This window comes from Neoroseomonas eburnea (assembly GCF_018129005.1).
GTDB classification, from domain to species: Bacteria; Pseudomonadota; Alphaproteobacteria; order Acetobacterales; family Acetobacteraceae; genus Neoroseomonas; species Neoroseomonas eburnea.
Window position 1 is genome coordinate 1 of record NZ_JAAEDL010000029.1, and the last position, 21432, is coordinate 21432.

Sequence of the window (21432 nt, forward strand, 5' to 3'; positions counted from 1 at the left end):
TATCTCAGCCCCGTGCAGTTCGAGGAGCAACACGCCCGGCCGCCGGTCAAATCAGCCGCCTGAACCTGTCCGCCTCCAGGGGCCCACTCCACTTCCGCGCCGAACACCGGCCAAACCTGCGCCTCAGCGCGGCGCCCTGGCCCGGAGAGACAAATTTCGATGAGGCCGACTGGAGCAGCGGTGGGAACCGGGAACGGAAAGTCTCTGGCACGGCGCGCCGATCCAGGTTCTCGACATTTCCCCCTTATCGCAAACCATGAGAATGATTCACGACCGCTGCCGTCACAAATTGACGGAGCAGACACAATTTTGCGCAACGATCAATCTTTGACGTGCTCGAGCCAATCGCCGGAAACGTGGCTCATGAACATTCGTCCGTGGAGATGCCGTCACCTGGCGGCGCCCATCACGAGGACGAAAACGACATGGCAAGATTTCTCCGTCCGCTGGCATTCGCCGGCTTCGCCTTCAGCATGATCGCGGCGGCGTGGTCCCCGCCCGCCTTCGCGGATGGCTCACCCGTCGTCTCGCTCGCGCCGACGCTGCTCGGCCGCACAGGGATCACGGCCTACTCCACCGTCGCGTCGCCCATCACGATTGCACGGGTCGTGGGCTACGGGTCGGGCCCCGACTTCACGCCGATCTACGACACTACCGTGCTGTCGAGCGTGACCTCGCGGCCGGTCAGCAATGTCCTGGTCAACGGCGAGAACGTGGACATCGAGTACGACGACGAGGCCGCTGCGCGACTGCCGCATACGCTCCCCGAAATCGTCGGAGTGGGCCCCTCATGGCAGTCGTCCCTCGATCTCATGGCCGGGTCGGGGTCGTAGCCCACGCAACGCCCGGTCGTCGAAGCCGGAGGGGGAAGCATGCGCCTCCTCCGGCGACGGCTCAAACCCGGGCCGGCAATACTTTGTCATGAACGAGCAAACTTCAGGACCAAGAGGCCCTGCAACGTGCCCCCCGCTCGTCTCTGTCGAGGGGGTTTCCTTGCGTCTCCGTTTCGCGCTCGCTGTCATTCTCGCCGCAGCAGCGCTACCTGCCGGTGCCTCCGCCGCCGCGCGCAGCTCAACCTGCGCCGCGCGACCTCCCACTTGAACCAGGCCATCGGAGCCGAACCGTGATCCGTGCCATCCGACGCCGCGGCCTCGCCGTCGCGGCATTGCTCCTGCCGCTGATCGCGATCACGCGGCTAGCCCTTGCCCATGAAGGCGAGGATCACGGCGATGCGCCTGCCCCGCCGGCCTCGGCGGCGCCGCGCGCCGAGGCGCGGTCCGACCTCTTCGAGGTGGTCACGGTGCTCGGCCCAGACGGCCGTCTCTGGATCTATCTCGATCGCTTTGCCAGCACGGCGCCGATCGACAACGCGAGCGTCCAGGTGAACCTCGACGGGCGCGAACTGACGGCGGAACGGGCCAGCGAGGCCGTGTATGTCATTGCCGACCCGGCCTTCGCACAGCCCGGGACGCGCGACCTGGTCCTCACCGTGACCGCCGGCGACGACATGGACCTTCTGCCGGTGTCGTTGGCGGTGCTTGCCTCTGCCGTGGCGACCGCCGGCAGCTCCGGCCTCCGCGACCGCGCCATGGCTGCCCTCCGTGAGCCGATCCTCTGGGGCCTTGCTACGGGGCTGCTGCTGATCGGCTTCCTCATCGGCCGCGCCGCGGCACCGCGGCCGCTTCCGCCGGAGGTCGAGAAGAACACGCCGGCGACGATCGGCATCCGCCTCGCGGCCGAGGCCGCACCCACCAAGGCTGCAACCGCGCCTCCTGCCGCGCGCCGCGTCCGCACGAGCACGATGGCGCTGGCCCTCCTGCTGGGCGCGCCGTTCGCCGCCATGGCGCAGCCGATGGACCAGCCCCGGCGCCAGCCTGACGGCAGCGTGTTCGTCCCGAAGCCGACGCAACGTCTGCTTGGCGTCCGCACCGTGCTGGTGGACCGCACGGAGGCGCCGGTCTCGGTGCAACTGGTCGGTCAGGTGATCCCCGACCCCAATGCGTCCGGCCGTGTCCAGGCGTCCGAAGCCGGCCGCATCGAGCCACCGGAAGGCGGCTTCCCGACCCTTGGCCAGCGCGTCGCACGCGGCGATGTGCTCGGCTTTGTCGTGCCCATCATGGCCGCACAAGACCGGGTCGGCGTGCGTGCCAACATCGCGGAACTTGACGCACTGATCGTCATCGGCGAGGCGCGGGTCCGCCGGCTGACCGCGCTGACCGGCACCGTCGCGGCGCGGGAGATCAGCGATGCCCGCGCCGATCTCGAAGGCCTGCGTCAGCGCCGCGCCGCGAACCTGCCGGCGGTGACGGGGCGGGAGCCGATCGTAGCGCCCTCCGCCGGTCTGATCAGCGTCGTTCGCGTCGCCGCCGGCCAGGTGATCCAGGCGCAGGAACCGCTGTTCGACATCGTCGATCCCGGCAGGCTCTGGGTCGAAGCCGTCGCTTTCGACGCAGCGGCCGTGGCGGAGATCACCGGCGCCGACGCGGTCACCTCCGGCGGCCAGCGCCTCCCGCTGGCCTTTGTCGGCCGGGGTCTTTCCCTCCGGCAGCAAGCCGTGCCGCTCCAGTTCCGCATCACCGAGGCGCCGGCCGGGCTGTCCGTCGGCACGCCGGTGACCGTGACGGTCCAGACCCCGCGCCGCGCCGGCGGCATCGTACTGCCGGCGGCGGCCGTGGTCCGCAGCGCCGACGGTCCGCAGGTGGTCTTCGAGATGCCGGGGGCCGAGCGCTTCGTCCCTCGCCCGGTCCGCGTGCAGCCGCTCGATGGCCGCCAGGTGCTGGTGACGGCCGGGCTCGAGCGCGGCGCGCGGGTGGTGACCGAGGCCGCCAGCCTGATCGCCCAGGTCCGCTGAGCATGTTCAACGCCCTGGTCTCTGCCAGCCTGCGCAACCGCCTGCTCATCCTGGCGGCCGCGGCCATCCTCGTCGTCTATGGCTCGCTGACGCTGACGCGCCTGCCGGTCGATGTGTTTCCCGACCTCAACAAGCCCGTCGTCACGCTGATGACCGAGGCCGAGGGGCTGGCGCCGGAGGAGGTCGAGCTCCTCGTCTCCTTCCCGATCGAGACGGCGATGAACGGCATGCCTGGCGTCACGCGCGTGCGTTCCGTTTCCGGCGTCGGGCTTTCGATCGTCTTCGTGGAGTTCGACTGGGGCACCGACATCTGGGTCAACCGCCAGCAGGTCTCGGAACGCCTGTCGCTGGTGCGCGCGCAACTGCCGCCCGCCGTCATTCCGCAGATGGCGCCGGTCTCCTCGATCATGGGCGAGATCATGCTGGTGTCCATGTCCACGGACGGCCGCGCCAGCCCGATGGAACTCCGCGAGCAGGCCGACTGGGTCGTGCGTCCGCGCCTGCTGACCATTCCCGGGGTCAGCCAGGTGATCCCGATCGGCGGCGAGGTCCGCCAGTATCGCGTGACGCCGGACGTCACGCGCATGAACGCGCTCGACGTGACCCATGAGCAGATCGTCGCCGCCCTCCGGCAATTCGGCACCAATTCCGGCGGCGGTTATGTCGATCAGGCCGGGCGGGAGTACCTGATCCGCAACATCGGCCGCACGACGCGCCTCGAGGACCTGGCGAATGCCCCGCTCACCCTGCGCAATGGCCAGCCGATCCTGCTGCGCCAGGTCGCCTCGGTGGATTTTGCCGCGCGGCTCAAGCGCGGCGAGGCCGGCAGCATGGGGCGCCCTGCCGTCATCCTGTCGATCCAGAAGCAGCCCGCCGCGGATACCGTCGCGCTCACCAGGGCCGTCGAGGCGGCTCTCGCCGAGCTGCAGCGCGTCATGCCGCCGGGCGTCACCGCCGATCGCGTGCAGTTCCGTCAGGCCGACTTCATCCAGTCCTCGATCGGCAACGTCCAGAAGGTATTGCTCGAGGCCATGGCGGTGGTGACCGTCATCCTCTTCCTGTTCCTGCTGAATGTCAGGACGACGGCGATCTCGCTGGCGGCGATCCCGCTCTCGGTGCTGATCACGGTGGTGGTCTTCCACCTGCTCGGCCTGTCCATCAACACCATGACGCTCGGCGGCCTCGCCATCGCCATCGGGGAGCTCGTGGACGATGCCGTCGTGGACGTGGAGAACGTCTTCCGGCGGCTGCGCGAGAACCGGGAGAAGGCGAACCCGCTCCCCGTCTTCACGGTGGTGGCGCAGGCGAGCCAGGAGGTGCGATCGGGCATCGTCTACGCGACGATGATCGTCATCCTGGTCTTCGTGCCGCTCTTCGCACTTTCGGGCATCGAGGGGCGGCTCTTCGCGCCGCTTGGCGTGGCGTACATCGTCTCCATCCTCGCCTCGCTGATCGTGTCGATCACCGTGACGCCGGTGCTCTGCTACTTCCTGCTGCCACGCATGAAGCGGATGGATCATGGCGACGGGTGGATGGTGCGAAAGCTCAAGTGGGCCAACGAACGCGCCCTGCTCTGGGCCTTCCGGCGGCCACGGCTGGTCTTCATGGCGGCCGGCATCGGCGTTGCCCTGGCCATCGCCACGATCCCCTTCCTGCCCCGCGCGTTCCTGCCACCCTTCAACGAAGGGACGCTGACGATCAGCCTGCAGTTCCAGCCTGGAATCAGCCTGACGGAGGCGAACCGGCTGGGCACCGCGGCCGAGCGGCTGATCATGCAGGTGCCGGAGGTCCGATCGATCGGCCGCCGCACCGGGCGCGCGGAACTCGACGAGCACGCCGAGGGCGTCCACTCCTCGGAGATCGACGTCACTCTGCAACCTTCCGCACGCGGCAAGCACGAGATCGCGGCGGATATCCGGGCGCGGCTGGCCATCCTGCCGGGCAGCGCGAATGTGGGGCAGCCGATCAGCCATCGCCTGGACCATATGCTGTCCGGCGTGCGGGCCGAGATCGCGCTGAAGATCTATGGCGACGACCTCGACACGCTGCGCACGCTGGCAGGCCAGATGCAGCAGCGCCTCTCCAGGATCCCGGGGCTCACCGACCTGCAGGTGGAACGCCAGGTGCGCGTGCCCCAGCTCCAGGTCGCGGTGAACCATGAGCGGGCGGCGCTTTATGGCGTCTCGGCGGCCGCCATCGCCCGCGCCGTGCAGGACATGTCCGGCGGCCAGGTTGTCAGCGAGGTGGTGGATGGCAGCCGCCGCTTCGACTTGGTGCTGCGCCTCGCCGACGCCGACCGCACCGGTGCCGGCCTCGCCGCGCTGATGGTCGAAACGCCGGGCGGCAGGGTCCCGCTGTCGCTGCTTGCCGAGCTCCGCGACACCGACGGCCCCAATCAGGTCCTGCGGGAGAACGGGCGGCGCCGCATCGTGGTCCTCGCCAATACCGACGGCAGCGACATGGGCGCGATCGTCGAGCGCATTCGCGCCGAGATGGCGGCATCCGCGCTGCCCCCGGGCTACTTCCTCGCCCTGGAAGGCACCTTCCAGGCGCAGGAGGAAGCGTCGCAACTGATCGCGCTGCTCTCCCTGGTGTCGCTGTCGATGATCTTCATGGTGCTCTACAGCCGCTACCGCTCGGCGGTACTCGCGCTGATCATCATGGGCAACGTGCCGCTGGCGCTGGTCGGGGCGATCGCGGCACTCTGGATCGCGGGTCAGCCGCTCTCAGTCGCCTCCATGATCGGCTTCATCACGCTCGCCGGCATCGCGACGCGCAACGGCATCCTCAAGGTCAGCCACTACCTGAACCTGGCGCTGCTGGAGGGTGAGCCCTGGGGCCTCGGCCTCGTCATCCGCGGCAGCCTCGAACGCCTGACGCCCGTCCTCATGACAGCGCTCTCTGCCGGCTTCGCGCTGATCCCGCTGATGATCGGCGCGGGCGAGCCCGGCAAGGAGATCCTGCATCCCGTGGCCATCACCATCTTCGGTGGACTCGTCACCGCAACCCTTCTCGACACCTTCCTGACGCCGCTGCTGTTTCACCGCTTCGGCAGACCGGCCCTCGACCGGCTGCGCGAACGCCAGCAGGAACTGAAGACGGCGGAGGCCTACTGACCATGAAGGACAACATGATGTTCGCTCGTCGCACCCTTGCCGCCGGTATCCTGGCGGCATCGCTCGCTCCCCTCGCCGCCTGGGCCCATGAGCCGCAGCGCGGTCCGAACGGCGGGCAGAAGGTCGATCTCGGCTCCAGCCATGCGGAACTGGTGGCGGAGGGGAACACCTTGAGGCTCTACCTGTTCGACGCCAGCGACCGTCCCCTGCCGGCGAGCGGCGCCACGGCCCAGGCCGTGGTGCTGGCCGGTGGACGGCAGGCGACCGTTGCCCTGGCGCCCAGCCGTGACAATCTCCTGGAAGGCCAGGGCGATTTCACCGCCGTCCGCGGCATGCGCGCGGTCATCACGCTGACCCTGCAGGGGCAGCGGCCGGCGCAGGCCCGCTTCACGCCGATGGACCAGAACTGACCGGGAGGCCGCAGCCCAACCGATGATGCCCGACACCCTCCCGCCCGAGGCTCATATCCTCGTCGTCGAGGACGATGGCGAGATGCGCACGCTGATCGCCAAGTTCCTGCGCCAGAACGGTTATCGCGTAACCGGCGCGCGCGATGGGCGCGAGATGTGGGAAACACTGGGCAATGCGCCGGTCGACCTCATCCTGCTCGACGTGATGCTGCCGGGGCAATCAGGCCTCGATCTGACCCGCGCGCTGCGGGCGAAAACGCGCGTGCCGATCATCATGGTCACCGCCCGCGGCGACGAAACGGACCGCATCGTCGGGCTCGAACTCGGGGCGGACGACTACATTCCGAAGCCGTTCAGCCGGCCGGAGCTGCTGGCGCGCATCCGGGCGGTGCTTCGCCGCGCGCGACCGGCCGAGGAGGCCCCGGTCGCCGAACTGGTCGGCGACCGCATCCTCTTCGCCGGCTGGGCGCTGGACACGCGCCGGCGTGAACTGGCGGCGCCGGATGGCACCTCCGTGGACCTGTCCGGCGGCGAGTACGACATGCTGCTCGCCTTCTGCGAACACCCGCAGCGGGTGCTGTCGCGGGACCAGTTGCTGGACCTCGCGCGGAACCGCGTCTCGGACAGCATCGACCGCTCGGTGGACGTCATGGTGAGCCGGCTGCGGCGGAAGCTCGAACCGACGGATGAGAGCCCGGCGCTCATCAAAACCATCCGCGGCGCCGGATACATGTTCATCCCGGCCGTGACCCGCGGCTGATGCGCAGGCTGCTGCCCGATACGCTTGGCGGGCGGATCGTCCTGGTCCTGCTGGTCGGGTTGCTGGTCTTCCACCTCGGGAGCCTGTGGCTGCACCAGAGTGGTGCCGAGGCCGTCATCGGCACCGCGCGCGAGCATCAGTTGGCCGAGCGCCTGGCGGGTGCGAAGCGGGCCGTGGCCGAATTGCCTGCGGCTGACCGCGACCGTATGGCGCATGCGCTGTCCTCGGCGGAGCTGGACATGCACTGGACGGCGAGCCCCACGGTCCGCCTGACCGACGAGGTCAGCCCCCGCGTCGAAGCGGTGCGCGCGCGTCTCCTGGAACTCGAGCCGAACCTCGCCGATGCGGGAATGCGGCTCGGCTATCTGGACGAGACCGGCAACGGCGCACCGACGGGCGAGCAGGGCCGCCACCTGCTGGTGGGCGCATTGCAACTGCCGGACGGATCCTGGCTGAACTTCGCGGCCGCGCTGTTCCGCCCGATCGTCGCGGATCACGGCACTCTCCTGCCGACCACGCTGTCCACCACGGTGATGGCCGCAGGCATTCTCGTGCTCGGCTTCCTCGTCGTGCGCCTGATCGGGCGGCCGCTGCGCGCGCTCTCGGTCGCCGCCGACCGCATCGGCCGGCCTGGGGAGACCGCGCCGGTGCCCGAGGACGGCCCCCGGGAAGTCCGCCAGGCCGCGCAGGCCTTCAATCGCATGCAGGCGCGGATCGATCGCCTGATCGCGGACCGTACCCAGGCCCTCGCCGCCGTCAGCCACGACCTGCGCACGCCGATCGCCCGGTTGCGCCTGCGCGCTGGCTTCATCGAGGATGCCGATACGCAGCGCCAGATCGACGCCGACCTCGACGAGATGGAGGCCATGATTGCCTCCACCCTTGCCTATCTGCGCGGCGAGGCCGAGCAGGAACCGCTGCGTGTCGCCGACCTCGCTGCGATCCTCGAGACCCTGTGCGACGATGCGACCGATGCCGGGCACCGGGCGTCCTATGATGGTCCGTCGCAGGCGCGGCTGGCGTGCCGGCCAATCGCGATGAAGCGAGCCCTCGCGAACCTGATCGGCAATGCGGTGAAATACGGAGGCGTGGCGCGCGTGTCCCTGCGCGACAGCGGGACCGCGGTGGAGATCGCGGTCGAGGATGACGGCCCGGGCATCCCGGATGAGGAGCTGGAAGCGGCTTTCGAGCCCTTCCGCAGGCTCGATCCTGCCCGTAACCCTGAGTCCGGGGGCTCCGGCCTGGGTCTGACGATCGCGCGGCAGGTCGCGGAACGGCATGGCGGGACGGTCTCGCTGCGCAACCACCCCAGCGGCGGCCTGGTCGCAACGCTGACGATCCCGCGCGTGGACGGAAGGAAATGACGAGGATGACGATCCGACGGCGCGATCTGATGGCAGGGCTCGGTGTGCTGGCCGCGTTGCCGGCCGCGGCGCAGGGCGGGCCCCTCGTCGAGGTCTGGCGCGACCCGAATTGCGGATGCTGCAGCGGCTGGGTCGCGCACATGCGCGAGGCCGGCTTCACCGTGCGGGAGACGGTGCTTCCCGCGCTCGGACCCGTGCGCCGCATGCTCGGCACCCCGGCCGATCTGCTGTCCTGCCATGCGGCCCGCGTGCAGGGCATCGTGCTGGAAGGCCACGTCCCGGCGGAAGCGGTGCGCCGTGTGCTCGCCGGGCGTCCGGCGGGCCTGCTCGGCCTGGCCGTGCCCGCGATGCCGGTCGGTGCGCCCGGGATGGAAGTCCCCGGCCAGCCCGACGACATCTACGACGTAATGGCCTTCGACGCGGCCGGGCGTCACTCGCACTTCATGCGCTTCAGGGGCGGCCAGCCGATCTGAACCGGCCGCCCCAGGTGATGGTTCAGGACTGCGACCAGGTCACGCCGTTCGGCGTGCGACCGACGCGGAAGCTGCGTCGCACGGCCTGGGTCGCGACATCGATCTCCGTCAGGGTGTCGTCGTAGAGGTTGGTCACGAAGGCGCGGGTTCCTGCCCCGCAGACCACCACGCCATGAGCGCCACGACCGGTTTCGATCGTGGCGACGACGGTCCCCGTCGCGACGTCGATCACCGAGGCCGTTGTGCCCGGCGCGCGCCGTGTCCCCTCATTGGCGACATAGAGCAGCCGGCCATCCGGCGTGGCGTAGACCTGTATCGGCCCACGCCCGACCGGAATGCGGCGCAGCACCCGCCGACTGCGGGTGTCGATCTCGGCGACCGCGTTGGCGTCACGCAGCGAGACATAGGCCCGCGAACCATCCGGCAGGAAGCCGACCTGCACCGGCGCAGGACCCACCTGGATCCGCGCGGCCTCACGGCCGGCTGCGACATCCACCACCGAAACGGTGCCGTCCTTCACATTGGCCAGCCACACCTCACGCCCGTCCGGGCTCGGGCGCAGCCCGTGGGGGTAGTCGCCGACCGGCACGCTCGCGACGACCCGGCGCGCCGCGACGTCGACGACCAGCAGCGCATCCGCCTCCGAGTCCGAGATGAAGGCGCGCTCGCCGGCGGCATCGGCGACGACATGCCCGGGATGCCGCCCGGCGGGGATCTCCGCGACGACGCGCGGCGCGGCGCCGGGAACGGTGTCGAGGACGACCAGGCGGCCCTCGGCCCGCGCGTGATCCGAACCGTGCGCGCCCGCGGCGGTCCCGACCACGAACAGCCGCCGGCCGTCGCCCACCGCCTGCACGTTGTGCGGCGAGACCGACACGGCGACGGTGGAGATGCGGCCCGATGCGAGGTCCACGGCGCTGATGCTGGCGCTCCCCTCATCGGCGGTGAAGATCGTTCCAACGCAGTTTTCGGCGGCGCGCGCCGCCGGCGCGGCGAGGAACAGGCCCGCTCCGGCGAGCAGGAGCGGCAGGTCGCGGCGAGGCAGGACGGACATGGATCGGCTCTCCTTTGATGGCCGATGAACAACCTCCCGCCACCGCATGTCCCTGCGATGATCGCTTCGCGACAAAGCATGTCCGGAAGCCGCGAGGCGCGCCGCAATGCTTTGTCATGAAGCAGGCTTTGACCTTCCCACAATGGGAAGCCCGAGGCTTCCCGTCATCGGAACAAGAACCTCCAGGAGGGTCAGATGCTTCGCTTCAGGATCTCCAACATGGGCTGCGGTGGCTGCGCAAAGGGCGTCACCAAGGTTCTCCGGGCCGTCGATCCGGACGCGCAGGTGACGCTCGACCTCGGCACACGCGAGGTCAGGATCCAGAGCCGCGCAGCAGACGCCGAACGCTTCGACCGCGAGCTTCGCTCCGCTGGCTGGAAGTCGGAGCGGCTGCAGGGGTGAAGCGGCCCGGCAGCAATGTTTTGTCACGAAGCAACAACACGGACGACGTAGCCTGCCGTTACGCAAGGCAGGACAATCCGAGCAAGGGAATGCCTTCGATGCCTCGTTTGAAGTCCACTCTCGCCCTCGCTGCCGCGCTGACCGCCGGCCTTGGGGCTGGTGTCTGGGCGCAGGGCGCCGACCCGCATGGGCATGGCGGCCAGCAGCCGCAGGCGCCGGCGCAGGCGGCGCCGAGCCCCGCACCGCAGGCGCAGCCTGGCGGCGGCATGATGATGACGCCGCAGGCCATGCAGCAGATGCACCAGCGCATGATGCAGGGCGGCGGCATGCCGATGGCGCAGATGGCCCCAAGCCAGATGCCGCAGGGGCAGATGCCGATGGGTCGCATGCCGATGCAGCAGGCAGCCCCCGGCGCCGCCGCGTCACCGTCCACCGCGGCCTTCATGGCGGCCAACGCGAAGATGCACGGCGACATGGCGATCACCTACAGCGGCAATGCGGACCGCGACTTCGCCGCCAGCATGATCCCGCACCATCAAGGTGCGATCGACATGGCGCGCATCACCCTCGAATACGCCCAGGACTCAGAAGTGAGGGCCCTGGCGCAGGCCGTCATCACCGCGCAGGAAGCGGAGATTGCGCAGCTTCGCGCCATCCTCGCGCGCCTGCCGGCGCGCTGAGGCCACTGGTTCCGCGGGCCGGGGACCCGGCCCGCGCCGCGGCACAGCGGAAAGGGGATGATGAGCATGAGCAGCACCGAGCATGGACCTCTGGCCGACACGATGTGGCACCTGACGGAACTCATGCCCTGGTTCGCCGCCGCAGACGCAGAAGATCCTGCCCATCGCCAACCCATGGGTATCGTGGCGCTGCGCCGGCTGCAGGGCGACCAGCAAAGCGCGATCGCGGCGCATCTGGCGATGACGCGCAGCGCGGTGGAGCATGCATCACAGGCAGCTACTCGGTTCGCGACCGCGCGAAATCCGATGGATGCACTCGTCGCACAGACAGGCCTCGGGCTGGCTCTCGCGGAACTGGCCGCGGCGCCGCTGCGGGCTTGGCTCGAGGTCATCCCCAGGCTGCACGCATGCTGCATGACCATGGCGAGCGATTCTCCAGCGGATGCTTCCTCGCCACGCGAAGCCGAGGCCGAAGGCGCGAGTCCAGAGACGAGAGCCCGAAACGTCGCGATGCCTTCATCCAAACCGACGTGATCGACCGCCAACGCCGCTGAAGACCCCAACAGTCGGGAAGATCCAGAGGAGAAGATGTCATGTCCGGCCACGTCCACCATCAGGCCGATCCATCGCCGGAGCCGAGTTTCTGGCGCAGCCGGAGCGGCCTGGTCTTCATCGCCTTCGGCATCGTCGCAGGGATCTACCTGCTGTTCGAGCACACCGCGCACGTCATTCAGTACCTGCCCTACGGCATCATCCTGCTGTGTCCCCTGATGCACATGTTCATGCACGGCGGTCACGGTGGACACGCCGGACATGGCGGCAGCAGCAAGGGAACCGGAGACGCCCGATGACCAGCATGGAAGGCTACGGCTTCTGGGTGTTCGCGGTCGCCAATGCTGCGCTCTTCATCGCCTTCGCCTACAGCTTCGCGCGCCCGCTGAACGCGCGGGACTGGCGGAGCTTCGGCGCCTTCTCGGCCTTCATCGTCGCGCTCTTCGCCGAGATGTACGGCTTCCCGCTGACGATCTACCTGCTCTCCGGCTGGTTGCAGACGCGCTGGCCGGGGGTGAACTGGTTCAGCCATGATGCGGGCCACCTGCCCGAGATGATGCTCGGGTTCGGCATCAATCCCCATTTCGGGCCGTTTCACCTCCTGAGCACCGCCCTGATCATCGGCGGCTTCTGGCTGGTGGCGGCGGCTTGGCCGGTGCTGTTCCGCGCCGTGCGCGCCGGGCGCCTCGCAACGACCGGGCCTTATGCGCGGTTGCGGCACCCCCAGTACGCCGGCTTCATCCTCATCATGACCGGCTTCCTGTTGCAGTGGCCGACGCTGGTGACGCTGCTGATGTATCCGGTGCTGGTCGCGATGTACCTGCACCTCGCCCATCGCGAGGAGCGCGAGGCGGCCGAACGCTTCGGACAGGAATACGCGGCCTGGCAGGCGCGGGTTCCGGCCTGGTTCCCCCGCCTCGGCGGAGGGGCCTCGGGGGCCGCCCGATCGTCATGAGCAGCGACAGCGGCACCACGGCACACAGGCAAGGACATGAAGGCATGACTGCCGAGCACCATCACGACCATCACCACCATCAGGGCCATCCTTCGGGCGCCATGACCATGTCCACGCCGACCGAGGGCGCGCATGCCGGAAACGGCCATGCAGGCCATGGCCATGCCGGCCACGATCACGGGGCCATGGTCGCCGATTTCCGGCGGCGCTTCTGGATCTGCCTGCCGCTGACCCTCGGTGTGGTGCTGCTGTCGCAGCACATCCAGATGCTGGTCGGCCTGCCAGGCATCATCGCCTTCCCCGGCGACCGCTTGGTCGAGGCGGCGCTCGCCACCGTGGTGTTCTTCTACGGCGGTTGGCCCTTCATCACCGGCCTGTCGAGCGAAGTGCGCCAGGGCAAGCCGGGGATGATGACCCTGGTCAGCCTCGCCATCGTCTCTGCCTACATCTATTCCGTCGCGGTGTTGGGCGGCCTCGCCGGCGAGGTCTTCTTCTGGGAAACCGCGACGCTCATCCTGGTGATGCTGCTCGGGCACTGGCTCGAGGCGAAGTCGGTGCTCGGCGCATCCGGCGCCTTGCAGGCCCTGGTGCGGCTCATGCCTTCGACGGCGACGCGCCTGAGCGCCGACGGCGCGCAGGAGGAAGTGCCGATCGCCGCGCTCAAGCCCGGCGACCTGGTGCTGGTGCGGCCCGGCGAGAAGGTGCCGACGGATGGCACCGTGACCGAGGGCAGTTCCTCGGTGGACGAGAGCATGCTGACCGGCGAATCCCGCCCGGTGGACAAGACCGCGGGGGGGCGCGTGGTCGGCGGCTCCGTGAACGGTGACGGTGCGCTGACCGTGCGGATCGACCACACCGGCGGCGAGACCTACCTGTCGCAGGTGATCCGGCTCGTCGAGCAGGCGCAGGCGACGAGGTCCCGCACGCAGGATCTTGCCAACCGCGCCGCGGGCATCCTGACCTGGGTCGCAATCGGCGTGGGTGGCGGCACCTTCGTGGTGTGGCTGCTGCTCGGCGCGCCGCTGGCCTTCGCGCTGGAGCGGATGGTGACCGTGATGGTCATCTCCTGTCCGCATGCGCTGGGGCTTGCGGTGCCGCTGGTGGTCGCCGTCAGCACCGAGCTCACCGCGCGCAACGGGCTGCTGATCCGCGATCGCGCCGCCTTCGAGCGCGCGCGCAGTCTGCAGGCCGTGGTGTTCGACAAGACCGGCACGCTGACCGAGGGGCGGTTCGGTGTCGCCGCGGTGGTGCCGCTCGGCGCTGGGATGGACGAGGCGGAGGTGCTGCGCCTCGCCGCCGGGCTCGAGGCGTCCTCGGAGCATCCGATCGCCAAGGGCATCCTGCGCGGCGCGAGCGAGCGCGGCATCGCCCTGCCGGCGGCCACCGGGTTCCGCAACCTCCCCGGTGAGGGTGCGCGGGCGACGATCGATGGGCGCGAGATCGAGGTGGTCAGCCCCGGCACGCTGCGCCGGCGCGGGATCGACGCCACGGACAGCCGTGTTGCGGCCGAGCAGCAGGCCGGACGCACCGTGGTCTTCGTGGTGGCCGACGGTGTTGTCGCCGGCGCGGTCGCGCTCGCCGATGTCGTGCGGCCGGAGAGCCGCGAGGCCGTGCGCCAGCTTCAGGCCCTGGGCCTGCGCTGCATGATGCTGACGGGCGACGCGAAGCCAGTTGCCGAGCAGGTCGGGCGCGAACTCGGTCTCGACGAGGTGCGCGCGGAGGTGCTGCCGCACCAGAAGTCCGAGGCCGTGCAGGCCATCCAGGCCAATGGCCTCACGGTCGCCATGGTCGGCGACGGCGTGAACGACGCCCCGGCTCTTGCGCAATCCGATCTTGGCATCGCGATCGGTGCCGGGACGGATGTCGCGGCCGAGGCGGCCGACATCGTGCTGGTGAGGAACGACCCGCGCGACGTCGTGGCGATCCTGGCCCTGGCCCGCGCGACCTACGCGAAGATGGCGCAGAACCTGGCCTGGGCGACGGGCTACAACGTGATCGCCATCCCGCTCGCCGCCGGCGTGGGGATCCCCTGGGGCTTGCTGCTGACGCCGGCGATGGGCGCGGCGCTGATGTCGCTCTCGACCGTGGTGGTGGCGCTGAACGCGCGGTTGCTTGGGCGGCAGGGCGAACATCGGCTGGCCGCCCTGCGGCAGGACATCGCGCGGCGAAACGCCGAGGTGTCTGCATGAGACAGGATGCGCCGGACGGCTTGGTCGCGGTCGGCGACCAGCATGCCCGACACGGCGGATCATCTGCTTGGCCGTCCTGCGTGCCCCATGCCGGAGCACGCCGGACCGGCTGGATCGAAGGAGGAGTGCCATGTCCGCATACATGACCAGAGGCGGTGCCGCGGTGGCCGCCCTGCTGCTCGCCTGGCCGGTGATGGCGCAGCAGCCGCCAGGGGCGGATCCGCACCATCCGGCAGATGCCGCTGCTGCCCCGGGAGCACCGGCGCAGCCGGCTCCATCGACCGCGGCGCCTGCCGTACCCCGCCCTGGCCCGGGTGGCGGCATGGGGATGATGGGTATGATGGGTGGTGGCCAGGGTGGCATGCCGATGATGATGGGCGGCGGCGAAGGCCGGCCCGGCATGGGTATGATGAGCCATCATGGCGGCTACGGTTCGCCGATGAACGTCATCATCAATGTCGGCCCTGGCATCCAGGTTGATGTCGAGGATGACGACGGCCGCCGTGGTATGGGCCGGCGCGGCATGATGCGCGATGGCATGCCGGGGATGATGGGCGGCGGCATGCCCATGCGGGACATGCCCGGCGGGCCGGGCGCCGGCATGGGTCCTGGCGGGCCGATGGCCGACCAGATTCACGACCTGCTTGCCGAACGCTTCGAAGGCGGCCTCGCCTTCCTGCGCACGGAATTGCGCGTCCGGCCCGACCAGGAAGCGGCGTGGAATGCCTTCGCTACCAAGATCCGGGAGGCAGCAACGCGGTTCCGCACCGCGCGCGAGCGCATCTCGGTCCCCGCCGCCGGTGCTGGGCTCGACCAGCGGCTTGCAGCCCAGGAGGCACGCCTGTCCGCCGAACTCGAGCGCGCCCGAGCCTGCCGCGAGGCGGCTGCTGCCTTGCTCCCGGCCTTGGATGATGGCCAGCGTCGCACCGTCGAGGCGCTGTCCTGGATCATCGTGCCTGGTGCTGGTCCAGGCCCCATGGCGCGGGGCATGGGCGGTCCAGCCCGCTGAGACGCCCCGCTGCCGGCGGGCGCATGCCCCGCCGGCAGCGGCTTTCCTCCAACTGGGATAGTGGTCGATGCATGGTCCGGCAACGAAGCTGACGCAGCGTCCCTTGGAGCCGCCAGCGGTCCCAGGGCCTGGCGATGCCTGGGCCTACGGCATGGACGCCTGGAAACGCTCGATCCTGTTCTGGGACGCGCTCCGCGAACGCGCGAACGACGTGCTGGAACGCGAAGCCTCGGGCGCGCCGGACGTACTCGCGTTCCGGCATGAAACGCTGCTCGACGCACGCCGCTTCGAGCAGCCGGTCAACTATGCCCTCCTCCGCATCACCGCCTACGGAACGGACGAGGCAGACCATTGCCTCGATCCCGACAAGCCACCGCTGATCGTCATGGACCCGCGCGCGGGCAACGGGCCAGGCATCGGTGGCTTCCGCCGCGCGTCGGAGCTGGGCATCGCCCTGCACGAAGGTTATCCGGTCTACTTCGTCAGCTTCTTCCCTGCGCCCTGTCCCGACCAGACTCTGATCCATGTGCTGCATGCGCTGCGCCGCTTCGCGGATGAGGTGATCGCGCGGCATCCGGGCAAGCTGCCAATCCTCTACGGTAACTGCCAGGCGGGTTGGGCGGCCATCCTGCTCGCGCTGCACTGCAAGGGCGCGCTCGGGCCCGTGGTCCTCAACGGTTCGCCGCTCTCCTACTGGTCCGGCGAACCCGGAGTAAACCCGATGCGCCTGGCTGGCGGGCTGACAGGCGGCATCTGGCCGGTGCGACTACTCGCCGATCTCGGCGACGGCCAGTTCGACGGCGCCTGGCTCGTGCAGAACTTCGAGATGCTCAAGCCAGAGAACACGCTGTGGGAGAAGTACGCAGCGTTATTCCAGGATCCGATCGGCGAGCACGATCGCTTCCTCGCCTTCGAGCGCTGGTGGCACGGCTTCTATGCGCTGAGCCGAGAAGAGATCACTGCCATCGTCCGCCATCTCTTCATCGGCAACGAACTCGAGCGTGGTGTGCTGGATCTCGGCGACGGCGTACCTATCGATCTTCGGAGCCTGAAGAGCCCGCTGGTCGTCTTCACCTCCTACGGCGACGACATCAGCCCGCCGCACCAGTCGCTGGCCTGGATCCGGCGCGTCTACCGCAGCACCGAAGAACTGAAGGCTTCAGGGCAGCGCATCGTCTACCTCATCGACAGGAAGGTCGGACATCTCGGCATCTTCGTGTCGGCGTCGGTCGCCCGCTTCGAGCACCGGGCTATCCTGGAAGCCCTGCCGGACGTCGACGCGCTCGACCCCGGGCTCTACGAAATGATCATCGACAATCCCACAGGCGATCCCAACTGCCATCGCCCGCAGTATCGTATCGCCTTCGAGGCTCGGCGGATCGAGGATCTTCCGTTCGACGCGCCACCAGCGTCCTTCGAGCACGTGCGCCGGCTTTCGGAGGCGATGGATCAGGCCTACGGGGTGTTCGTCTCCCCCTGGGTCCGCGCCATGTCGAATCCGGTCGCGGCCGCGATGCTGAAGTGGCTGCATCCGATGCGCAGCAGCCGCTATCTGCTCTCGGAGAAGTTCGTTCCCTGGATGTACGGCGTCGCGACCCTCGCCGGCCACGTTCGCAGCGAGGGCGCTGGCTTGCCGACCGACAGCCCCTGGCGGACGATGGAGCAGGCGGCCATCGAGCAGACGACCGTGACTGTCAGGACCATGCGTCGACTCCGCGACATCAGCTTCGAGTTTGGCTTCCGCGCCCTCTATGGCGACCTGCCGGGCATCGGGACATCAGGCGGGTCTTCCCGGCAGCAGGCCGCGCCGGGGCAGTCCTCACCCTCCCGCTAGGGTCTTCCGCTCGACGCCCAGACATCTTTTGTCATCAAGCTGAAAGCCTGCGGTCTCGTTCGGCGACCAATGTTTCGTCGTCGCTCTCCTTCGAGGAACCGAGACATGCCGCTCTCACGTCGATCGATCATGCTCACCGCAGCCGCAGCCGGCATGGCTACTATCGGCGGCGGCAGCCGTGCAGGGGGCGCCGGGACAGACATACCGCTGTTGCGTGCCACGACGCGAGTACTCGACATCAATGGACGCGCCGCCACCGTCCTGGGGCTTGTCCGTGAGGATGGCGGACACGGTATCATGCTGCCGCCGGGCGAGCGCTTCCGCGTCCGACTGCTGAACGGCCTTGCCGAGCCGACCATCATCCACTGGCACGGCCAGACGCCACCGGTCGAGCAGGACGGCGTGCCCGATGCGCCATTGCCGATGCTCGCACCCGGGGCGCAGCGCGACTACGACTTCGCCCCGAATGCCGGCACGCACTGGATGCACGCCCACGTTCCGGACCAGGAAATGCGGTTGCTCGCCGCACCCTTGATCGTCCGCACGGCACAGGACATTCGGGCCGATCGGCAGGAAGTCGTGCTCATGCTGCACGACTACTCCTTCGCGCCGCTCGGCGCACATCTTGCCCGCCTTGACGGCGGTGGGGCTGGCCACGGTGCTGGCGGTGGCCATGGAGCAGCGGGCCATTCTGGCCCAGCAGCCGCGGCGATGGACCTCAACGACATCGACTTCGACGCCTACCTGGCAAATGACCGAACGCTGACCGATCCCGAGGTGATCAGGGTCGAGCCCGGCGGGCGCGTGCTCCTGCGCATCATCAACGGCGCAAGCGCGACCGTGTTCTGGATCGACACCGACGCGCTGCAAGGCGCGGTGGTGGCAGTCGACGGACATGCCGTGGAACCTAAGGCGCAAGGCCGCTTCGGACTGTCGATGGGGCAGCGGGTGGATATCCAGCTCGAGATTCCGCGTGGGGGCGGCGCGTTTCCGATCCTCGCGTTACGCGAAGGCGCCCGCGAACGGACGGGGTTGGTGCTCGCGACAGCCAGGGCCGCGATTGCGCGGATTCCGTTGCTGGCGGAAGCTGCATCAGCACCCTTCGACGGCGCGCAGGAGCTGCGCCTTCACGCCGGCAGCCCATTGCTGGCGAAGCACCCCGATCGGGCGCTCCGTGTCACCCTGAACGGCAGCATGGCGCCCTATTCCTGGTCGATCGACAGTCGGCCCTGGGGTCGGCACCGGATCCTTGAGGTCGGGAAGGGCGAGCGGATCGAGCTGACGATGGAGAATGCGTCCATGATGGCGCACCCGATGCACCTGCACGGTCATGTCTTCCAGGTGGTTGGCTTTGGGTCACAACGCTATGCGGGGGCCGTTCGGGATACCATTCACGTCCCGGCGATGGGACGTGTCACGATCGCCCTCGACGCCGAGAATGTGGGGCAATGGATGTTCCACTGTCATCACATGCCGCATCTCGCATCGGGGATGATGACGGAGGTGCGCTACATCGGCTGAGACGCCGATGGGCGAGCGGTCGCCTGAAGCGGTCTTGGGCCGCTTCGGTCAGCGGGGGCGGGATCGCCGTGCAGTCGCGCGGCGAGCGCCCGGGCCAACATGGCCAGTGGAGGAGTGGGGTGTTTCGGCTTCCACGCTTAGGGCGCCATGCTCGCGTCGATGTGTCGGCGGAGCTTTGCTGACGGTGAGGTATGCCTGGGCCAAGGCCGATCCCGGGACAAGGCTCGGCGCGAGGATCTCGAGCGCGCGCAGCAGGTGATCGGCCACATCGAGGCGTTCTTCCGCTATGGCCCGCCGCAGCAGGCTTAGCAGTTCGCGTTCGAGCACAACCGGACGTGGGCACGGCATCGATTCGCCCTCTCTCGGCATCGAGCAAGAATCAGCCTGCACCCTTCTGGCATGGGAAGGTCAAGGCGAACGTCACATATCTCGCTATGGCACGCGCCGCTTTGTTGTAGTGACTGACAGCGTTGCCGCGCCCAGGTCGAAGGTCGCCGTCGGCGAGATGTTCCTGGCCATAACGCGCACGGTGTTGTTGGACCACGCCGCGGCGTCGAGCTCAATGAAGCGCGTCGAGGAGGCCAGCGCCGCGTAGGCGAGGTCGCCCTGACGCGCGCCATTGACGGTGACGTCGAGCAGGCTGGTCGCGCCGGGTGCGAGGCTTGGAAGATCCAACGCCATCTCCGCGGCAAACTCCCGCTGCCCCACCGACAGTGCGGGCGTGCCGCAGAGCAGCGCTGGTGCGGCCTCCGGCAAGCTGTAGAGCCGCAGCGCCTCGACCTCGATCTGCCCATCGAAGCCGACGATGCCGATCTGCGCGAAGGCCACGCCTGCGCCGAGTCGCACCGTCATCCGCTTGTTCAGTGAGGCGTCGGCCATGGCTGCACCGCCGGTCCAGGCCTTGGACGGGACATTCCACAGCAGCGTGGTGATCGAGGCCAGGGCGTCGCCGGCAACATTGTCCCGCACATTCATCGCCGCATCGAAGCAGCGCACGAAGATCCGCCCGCCGTCGGCGCCCCCGACGAGCGAATGGACCAGGGCGAACTCCTTCGCCTGCCCGCACTCCACCACGAAGGCCAGCCCCCGCTGCGCCTCGAGCAGCAACCCGCGGGAGGTCGGCGTGATGTCGTCCAACCCGTTGAAGGACAGCCCGGCCAGCGTCGTGGCCGAGGTCGTCGAGGTCGCGACCACCGCCAGCCCCTCGACGCCGATCTCGGTCGCGCTGTGGCGGAAAGCCTTGGCCCGGACGTTGGGCACGGACCCCAGCAGCCGGAGGTGCCGCGACGCCGGAGCGCGATGCCGGTTGAGCACGGTGTTGCCGCAGCGGGTCGCGGTCGCCGCGTAGTCAATGCCGACCTGGTAGGTGTTGGACCAGGCGACCTCGTACTCGCAATCCTGCGCCGCGGCGGTGTGCCGGGCGACGATCGGCGAGCAGGCTTCCATGCGCAGCGCCCGGCCGATGATGGCCGAGCCGCTGGTCTCGTTCAGGAAAGGGATGGCGAGGTTGGGATCGAGCTGGCGCAGCTCGAAGTTCGGCGCATCGAAGACGTGCCGGTTGTGGTTGGCATAGGCCCCATCGGCCTTGGACAGCCGGATCCCGAAGCGATCGATCGTCGGGTTGATTCCCGTCGCGATCGCGAAGTGGCCGCCATAGTAGCGGATCGAGGTGTTCCAGGCGGTGGCGGTGGCGCAGCGGATGTCGAGGCCGATCCGGTTGTTGAGGATCCGGCCGAGATGGAAGGTGCTGTCCTCGACGCCGCGGCCGTCGCCCAGCGTCCGTAGGCCGATGGTGAAGCCCGAGACCAGGCGCAGCTCGACCACCGAGGCGTCGATGTTGCGCACCAGGATGCCGATGTCGGCCTCGTCGAGCCAGTCGGACTGGGTGGCGCGCACGACCTGCAGCCCGGCAAAGTGCTTCTCGCCGTTCCGCGTGGTGCCGCCATCGCCGAGCGTCAGCACAGTGGCCGGCGCGGTGCCCGTGTAGCGGAGCACCCCGTGCATGATCAGCCCGCGGGCGCCGCCGCCGAGGACCACACCGGCGGAGACGTTCCAGGTGCCGGGCGGGATGACGGCGAATTTCTGGTCCGTCGCGGCGCGATCGAAGGCCGCCTGAATGGCGCTACGGTCGTCGGCAACACCATCGCCGAGGCCGCCGAAGTCGGACGGCAGCACGGTCTCGCGGTCACGCAGGTACTTGGCAAGATCGGTCTTGCTGACCGCGGTGTCGAGCACCAGCAGGTCGTCGATGCGGGCGGGCAT

The 21432-nt window shown here is 69.1% G+C and carries 18 protein-coding genes; 16 read left to right on the forward strand and 2 right to left on the reverse strand.

What is annotated here, in order from left to right; genetic code table 11:
- The first annotated feature begins 425 nt into the window (after positions 1–425).
- From GXW74_RS22335 to GXW74_RS22365, 7 genes are all read left to right on the forward strand, one after another.
- Positions 426–833, forward strand: a complete 408-nt coding sequence (locus tag GXW74_RS22335; RefSeq protein ID WP_211848808.1) for a hypothetical protein — start codon at positions 426–428, stop codon at positions 831–833.
- A 290-nt stretch (positions 834–1123) separates the two neighbouring features.
- Complete coding sequence (locus tag GXW74_RS28675; protein ID WP_211848809.1) at positions 1124–2851, forward strand: efflux RND transporter periplasmic adaptor subunit; 1728 nt, start codon at positions 1124–1126, stop codon at positions 2849–2851.
- A gap of 2 nt (positions 2852–2853) precedes the next feature.
- Positions 2854–5967, forward strand: coding sequence for an efflux RND transporter permease subunit (locus GXW74_RS22345; protein WP_211848810.1), 3114 nt, complete (start codon positions 2854–2856; stop codon positions 5965–5967).
- 14 nt (positions 5968–5981) lie between these two features.
- Positions 5982–6377, forward strand: a complete 396-nt coding sequence (locus tag GXW74_RS22350; RefSeq protein WP_211848811.1) for a hypothetical protein — start codon at positions 5982–5984, stop codon at positions 6375–6377.
- Between the two features lie 22 nt (positions 6378–6399).
- Entirely contained in the window at positions 6400–7137 is a 738-nt protein-coding gene (locus GXW74_RS22355; RefSeq protein ID WP_211848812.1) for a response regulator, read from the forward strand.
- Positions 7137–8501 carry an ATP-binding protein gene (locus GXW74_RS22360; RefSeq protein ID WP_246523881.1) on the forward strand — a complete coding sequence of 455 codons (1365 nt, stop codon included), beginning with the start codon at positions 7137–7139 and terminating at the stop codon, positions 8499–8501. The genes GXW74_RS22355 and GXW74_RS22360 overlap by 1 nt, the downstream gene beginning before the upstream one ends.
- A gap of 5 nt (positions 8502–8506) precedes the next feature.
- On the forward strand, positions 8507–8974 hold the full coding sequence (locus tag GXW74_RS22365) for a DUF411 domain-containing protein (protein ID WP_246523882.1): 468 nt from the start codon (positions 8507–8509) through the stop codon (positions 8972–8974).
- A 22-nt stretch (positions 8975–8996) separates the two neighbouring features.
- Here the strand turns inward: GXW74_RS22365 and GXW74_RS22370 are convergent, their stop codons facing one another.
- Entirely contained in the window at positions 8997–10028 is a 1032-nt protein-coding gene (locus GXW74_RS22370) for a YncE family protein (RefSeq protein ID WP_211848814.1), read from the reverse strand.
- A 195-nt stretch (positions 10029–10223) separates the two neighbouring features.
- Here GXW74_RS22370 and GXW74_RS22375 point away from each other — a divergent pair, with 195 nt between their 5' ends.
- From GXW74_RS22375 to GXW74_RS22415, 9 genes are all read left to right on the forward strand, one after another.
- Positions 10224–10430, forward strand: a complete 207-nt coding sequence (locus GXW74_RS22375) for a heavy-metal-associated domain-containing protein (protein ID WP_211848815.1) — start codon at positions 10224–10226, stop codon at positions 10428–10430.
- A 98-nt stretch (positions 10431–10528) separates the two neighbouring features.
- A complete protein-coding gene (copM, locus tag GXW74_RS22380; RefSeq protein ID WP_246523883.1) occupies positions 10529–11110 on the forward strand; it encodes a CopM family metallochaperone in 582 nt (193 codons plus the stop codon).
- Between the two features lie 66 nt (positions 11111–11176).
- Positions 11177–11644 (forward strand): hypothetical protein, encoded by a 468-nt coding sequence (locus tag GXW74_RS22385; protein ID WP_211848816.1) that lies wholly within the window; start codon positions 11177–11179, stop codon positions 11642–11644.
- 59 nt (positions 11645–11703) lie between these two features.
- Complete coding sequence (locus GXW74_RS22390) at positions 11704–11961, forward strand: DUF2933 domain-containing protein (RefSeq protein ID WP_211848817.1); 258 nt, start codon at positions 11704–11706, stop codon at positions 11959–11961.
- Positions 11958–12617 (forward strand): methyltransferase family protein, encoded by a 660-nt coding sequence (locus tag GXW74_RS22395; protein ID WP_211848818.1) that lies wholly within the window; start codon positions 11958–11960, stop codon positions 12615–12617. The genes GXW74_RS22390 and GXW74_RS22395 overlap by 4 nt, the downstream gene beginning before the upstream one ends.
- A 44-nt stretch (positions 12618–12661) precedes the next feature.
- The gene (locus GXW74_RS22400) at positions 12662–14806 is read left to right on the forward strand and encodes a heavy metal translocating P-type ATPase (protein ID WP_211848819.1); all 2145 of its coding nucleotides are present in this window, start codon (positions 12662–12664) and stop codon (positions 14804–14806) included.
- Positions 14807–14936: 130 nt separating this feature from the next.
- The gene (locus tag GXW74_RS22405; RefSeq protein WP_211848820.1) at positions 14937–15815 is read left to right on the forward strand and encodes a Spy/CpxP family protein refolding chaperone; all 879 of its coding nucleotides are present in this window, start codon (positions 14937–14939) and stop codon (positions 15813–15815) included.
- 151 nt (positions 15816–15966) lie between these two features.
- The gene (locus tag GXW74_RS22410; protein ID WP_246523886.1) at positions 15967–17649 is read left to right on the forward strand and encodes a DUF3141 domain-containing protein; all 1683 of its coding nucleotides are present in this window, start codon (positions 15967–15969) and stop codon (positions 17647–17649) included.
- Positions 17650–17754: 105 nt separating this feature from the next.
- Positions 17755–19170 (forward strand): multicopper oxidase family protein, encoded by a 1416-nt coding sequence (locus GXW74_RS22415; protein ID WP_211848822.1) that lies wholly within the window; start codon positions 17755–17757, stop codon positions 19168–19170.
- 432 nt (positions 19171–19602) lie between these two features.
- On the opposite strand, the gene GXW74_RS22420 is transcribed toward GXW74_RS22415, so the two are convergent.
- The gene (locus GXW74_RS22420; protein WP_211848823.1) at positions 19603–21432 is read right to left on the reverse strand and encodes a hypothetical protein; all 1830 of its coding nucleotides are present in this window, start codon (positions 21430–21432) and stop codon (positions 19603–19605) included.

Coding starts and splice junctions, on each gene's coding strand:
- GXW74_RS22335 (WP_211848808.1), top strand. CDS start 426: ATGGCAAGATTTCTCCGTCCGCTGGCATTCGCCGGCTTCGCCTTCAGC.
- GXW74_RS22345 (WP_211848810.1), top strand. CDS start 2,854: ATGTTCAACGCCCTGGTCTCTGCCAGCCTGCGCAACCGCCTGCTCATC.
- GXW74_RS22350 (WP_211848811.1), top strand. CDS start 5,982: ATGATGTTCGCTCGTCGCACCCTTGCCGCCGGTATCCTGGCGGCATCG.
- GXW74_RS22355 (WP_211848812.1), top strand. CDS start 6,400: ATGATGCCCGACACCCTCCCGCCCGAGGCTCATATCCTCGTCGTCGAG.
- GXW74_RS22360 (WP_246523881.1), top strand. CDS start 7,137: ATGCGCAGGCTGCTGCCCGATACGCTTGGCGGGCGGATCGTCCTGGTC.
- GXW74_RS22365 (WP_246523882.1), top strand. CDS start 8,507: ATGACGATCCGACGGCGCGATCTGATGGCAGGGCTCGGTGTGCTGGCC.
- GXW74_RS22370 (WP_211848814.1), bottom strand. CDS start 10,028: ATGTCCGTCCTGCCTCGCCGCGACCTGCCGCTCCTGCTCGCCGGAGCG.
- GXW74_RS22375 (WP_211848815.1), top strand. CDS start 10,224: ATGCTTCGCTTCAGGATCTCCAACATGGGCTGCGGTGGCTGCGCAAAG.
- copM (WP_246523883.1), top strand. CDS start 10,529: ATGCCTCGTTTGAAGTCCACTCTCGCCCTCGCTGCCGCGCTGACCGCC.
- GXW74_RS22385 (WP_211848816.1), top strand. CDS start 11,177: ATGAGCAGCACCGAGCATGGACCTCTGGCCGACACGATGTGGCACCTG.
- GXW74_RS22390 (WP_211848817.1), top strand. CDS start 11,704: ATGTCCGGCCACGTCCACCATCAGGCCGATCCATCGCCGGAGCCGAGT.
- GXW74_RS22395 (WP_211848818.1), top strand. CDS start 11,958: ATGACCAGCATGGAAGGCTACGGCTTCTGGGTGTTCGCGGTCGCCAAT.
- GXW74_RS22400 (WP_211848819.1), top strand. CDS start 12,662: ATGACTGCCGAGCACCATCACGACCATCACCACCATCAGGGCCATCCT.
- GXW74_RS22405 (WP_211848820.1), top strand. CDS start 14,937: ATGTCCGCATACATGACCAGAGGCGGTGCCGCGGTGGCCGCCCTGCTG.
- GXW74_RS22410 (WP_246523886.1), top strand. CDS start 15,967: ATGGACGCCTGGAAACGCTCGATCCTGTTCTGGGACGCGCTCCGCGAA.
- GXW74_RS22415 (WP_211848822.1), top strand. CDS start 17,755: ATGCCGCTCTCACGTCGATCGATCATGCTCACCGCAGCCGCAGCCGGC.
- GXW74_RS22420 (WP_211848823.1), bottom strand. CDS start 21,432: ATGCCCGCCCGCATCGACGACCTGCTGGTGCTCGACACCGCGGTCAGC.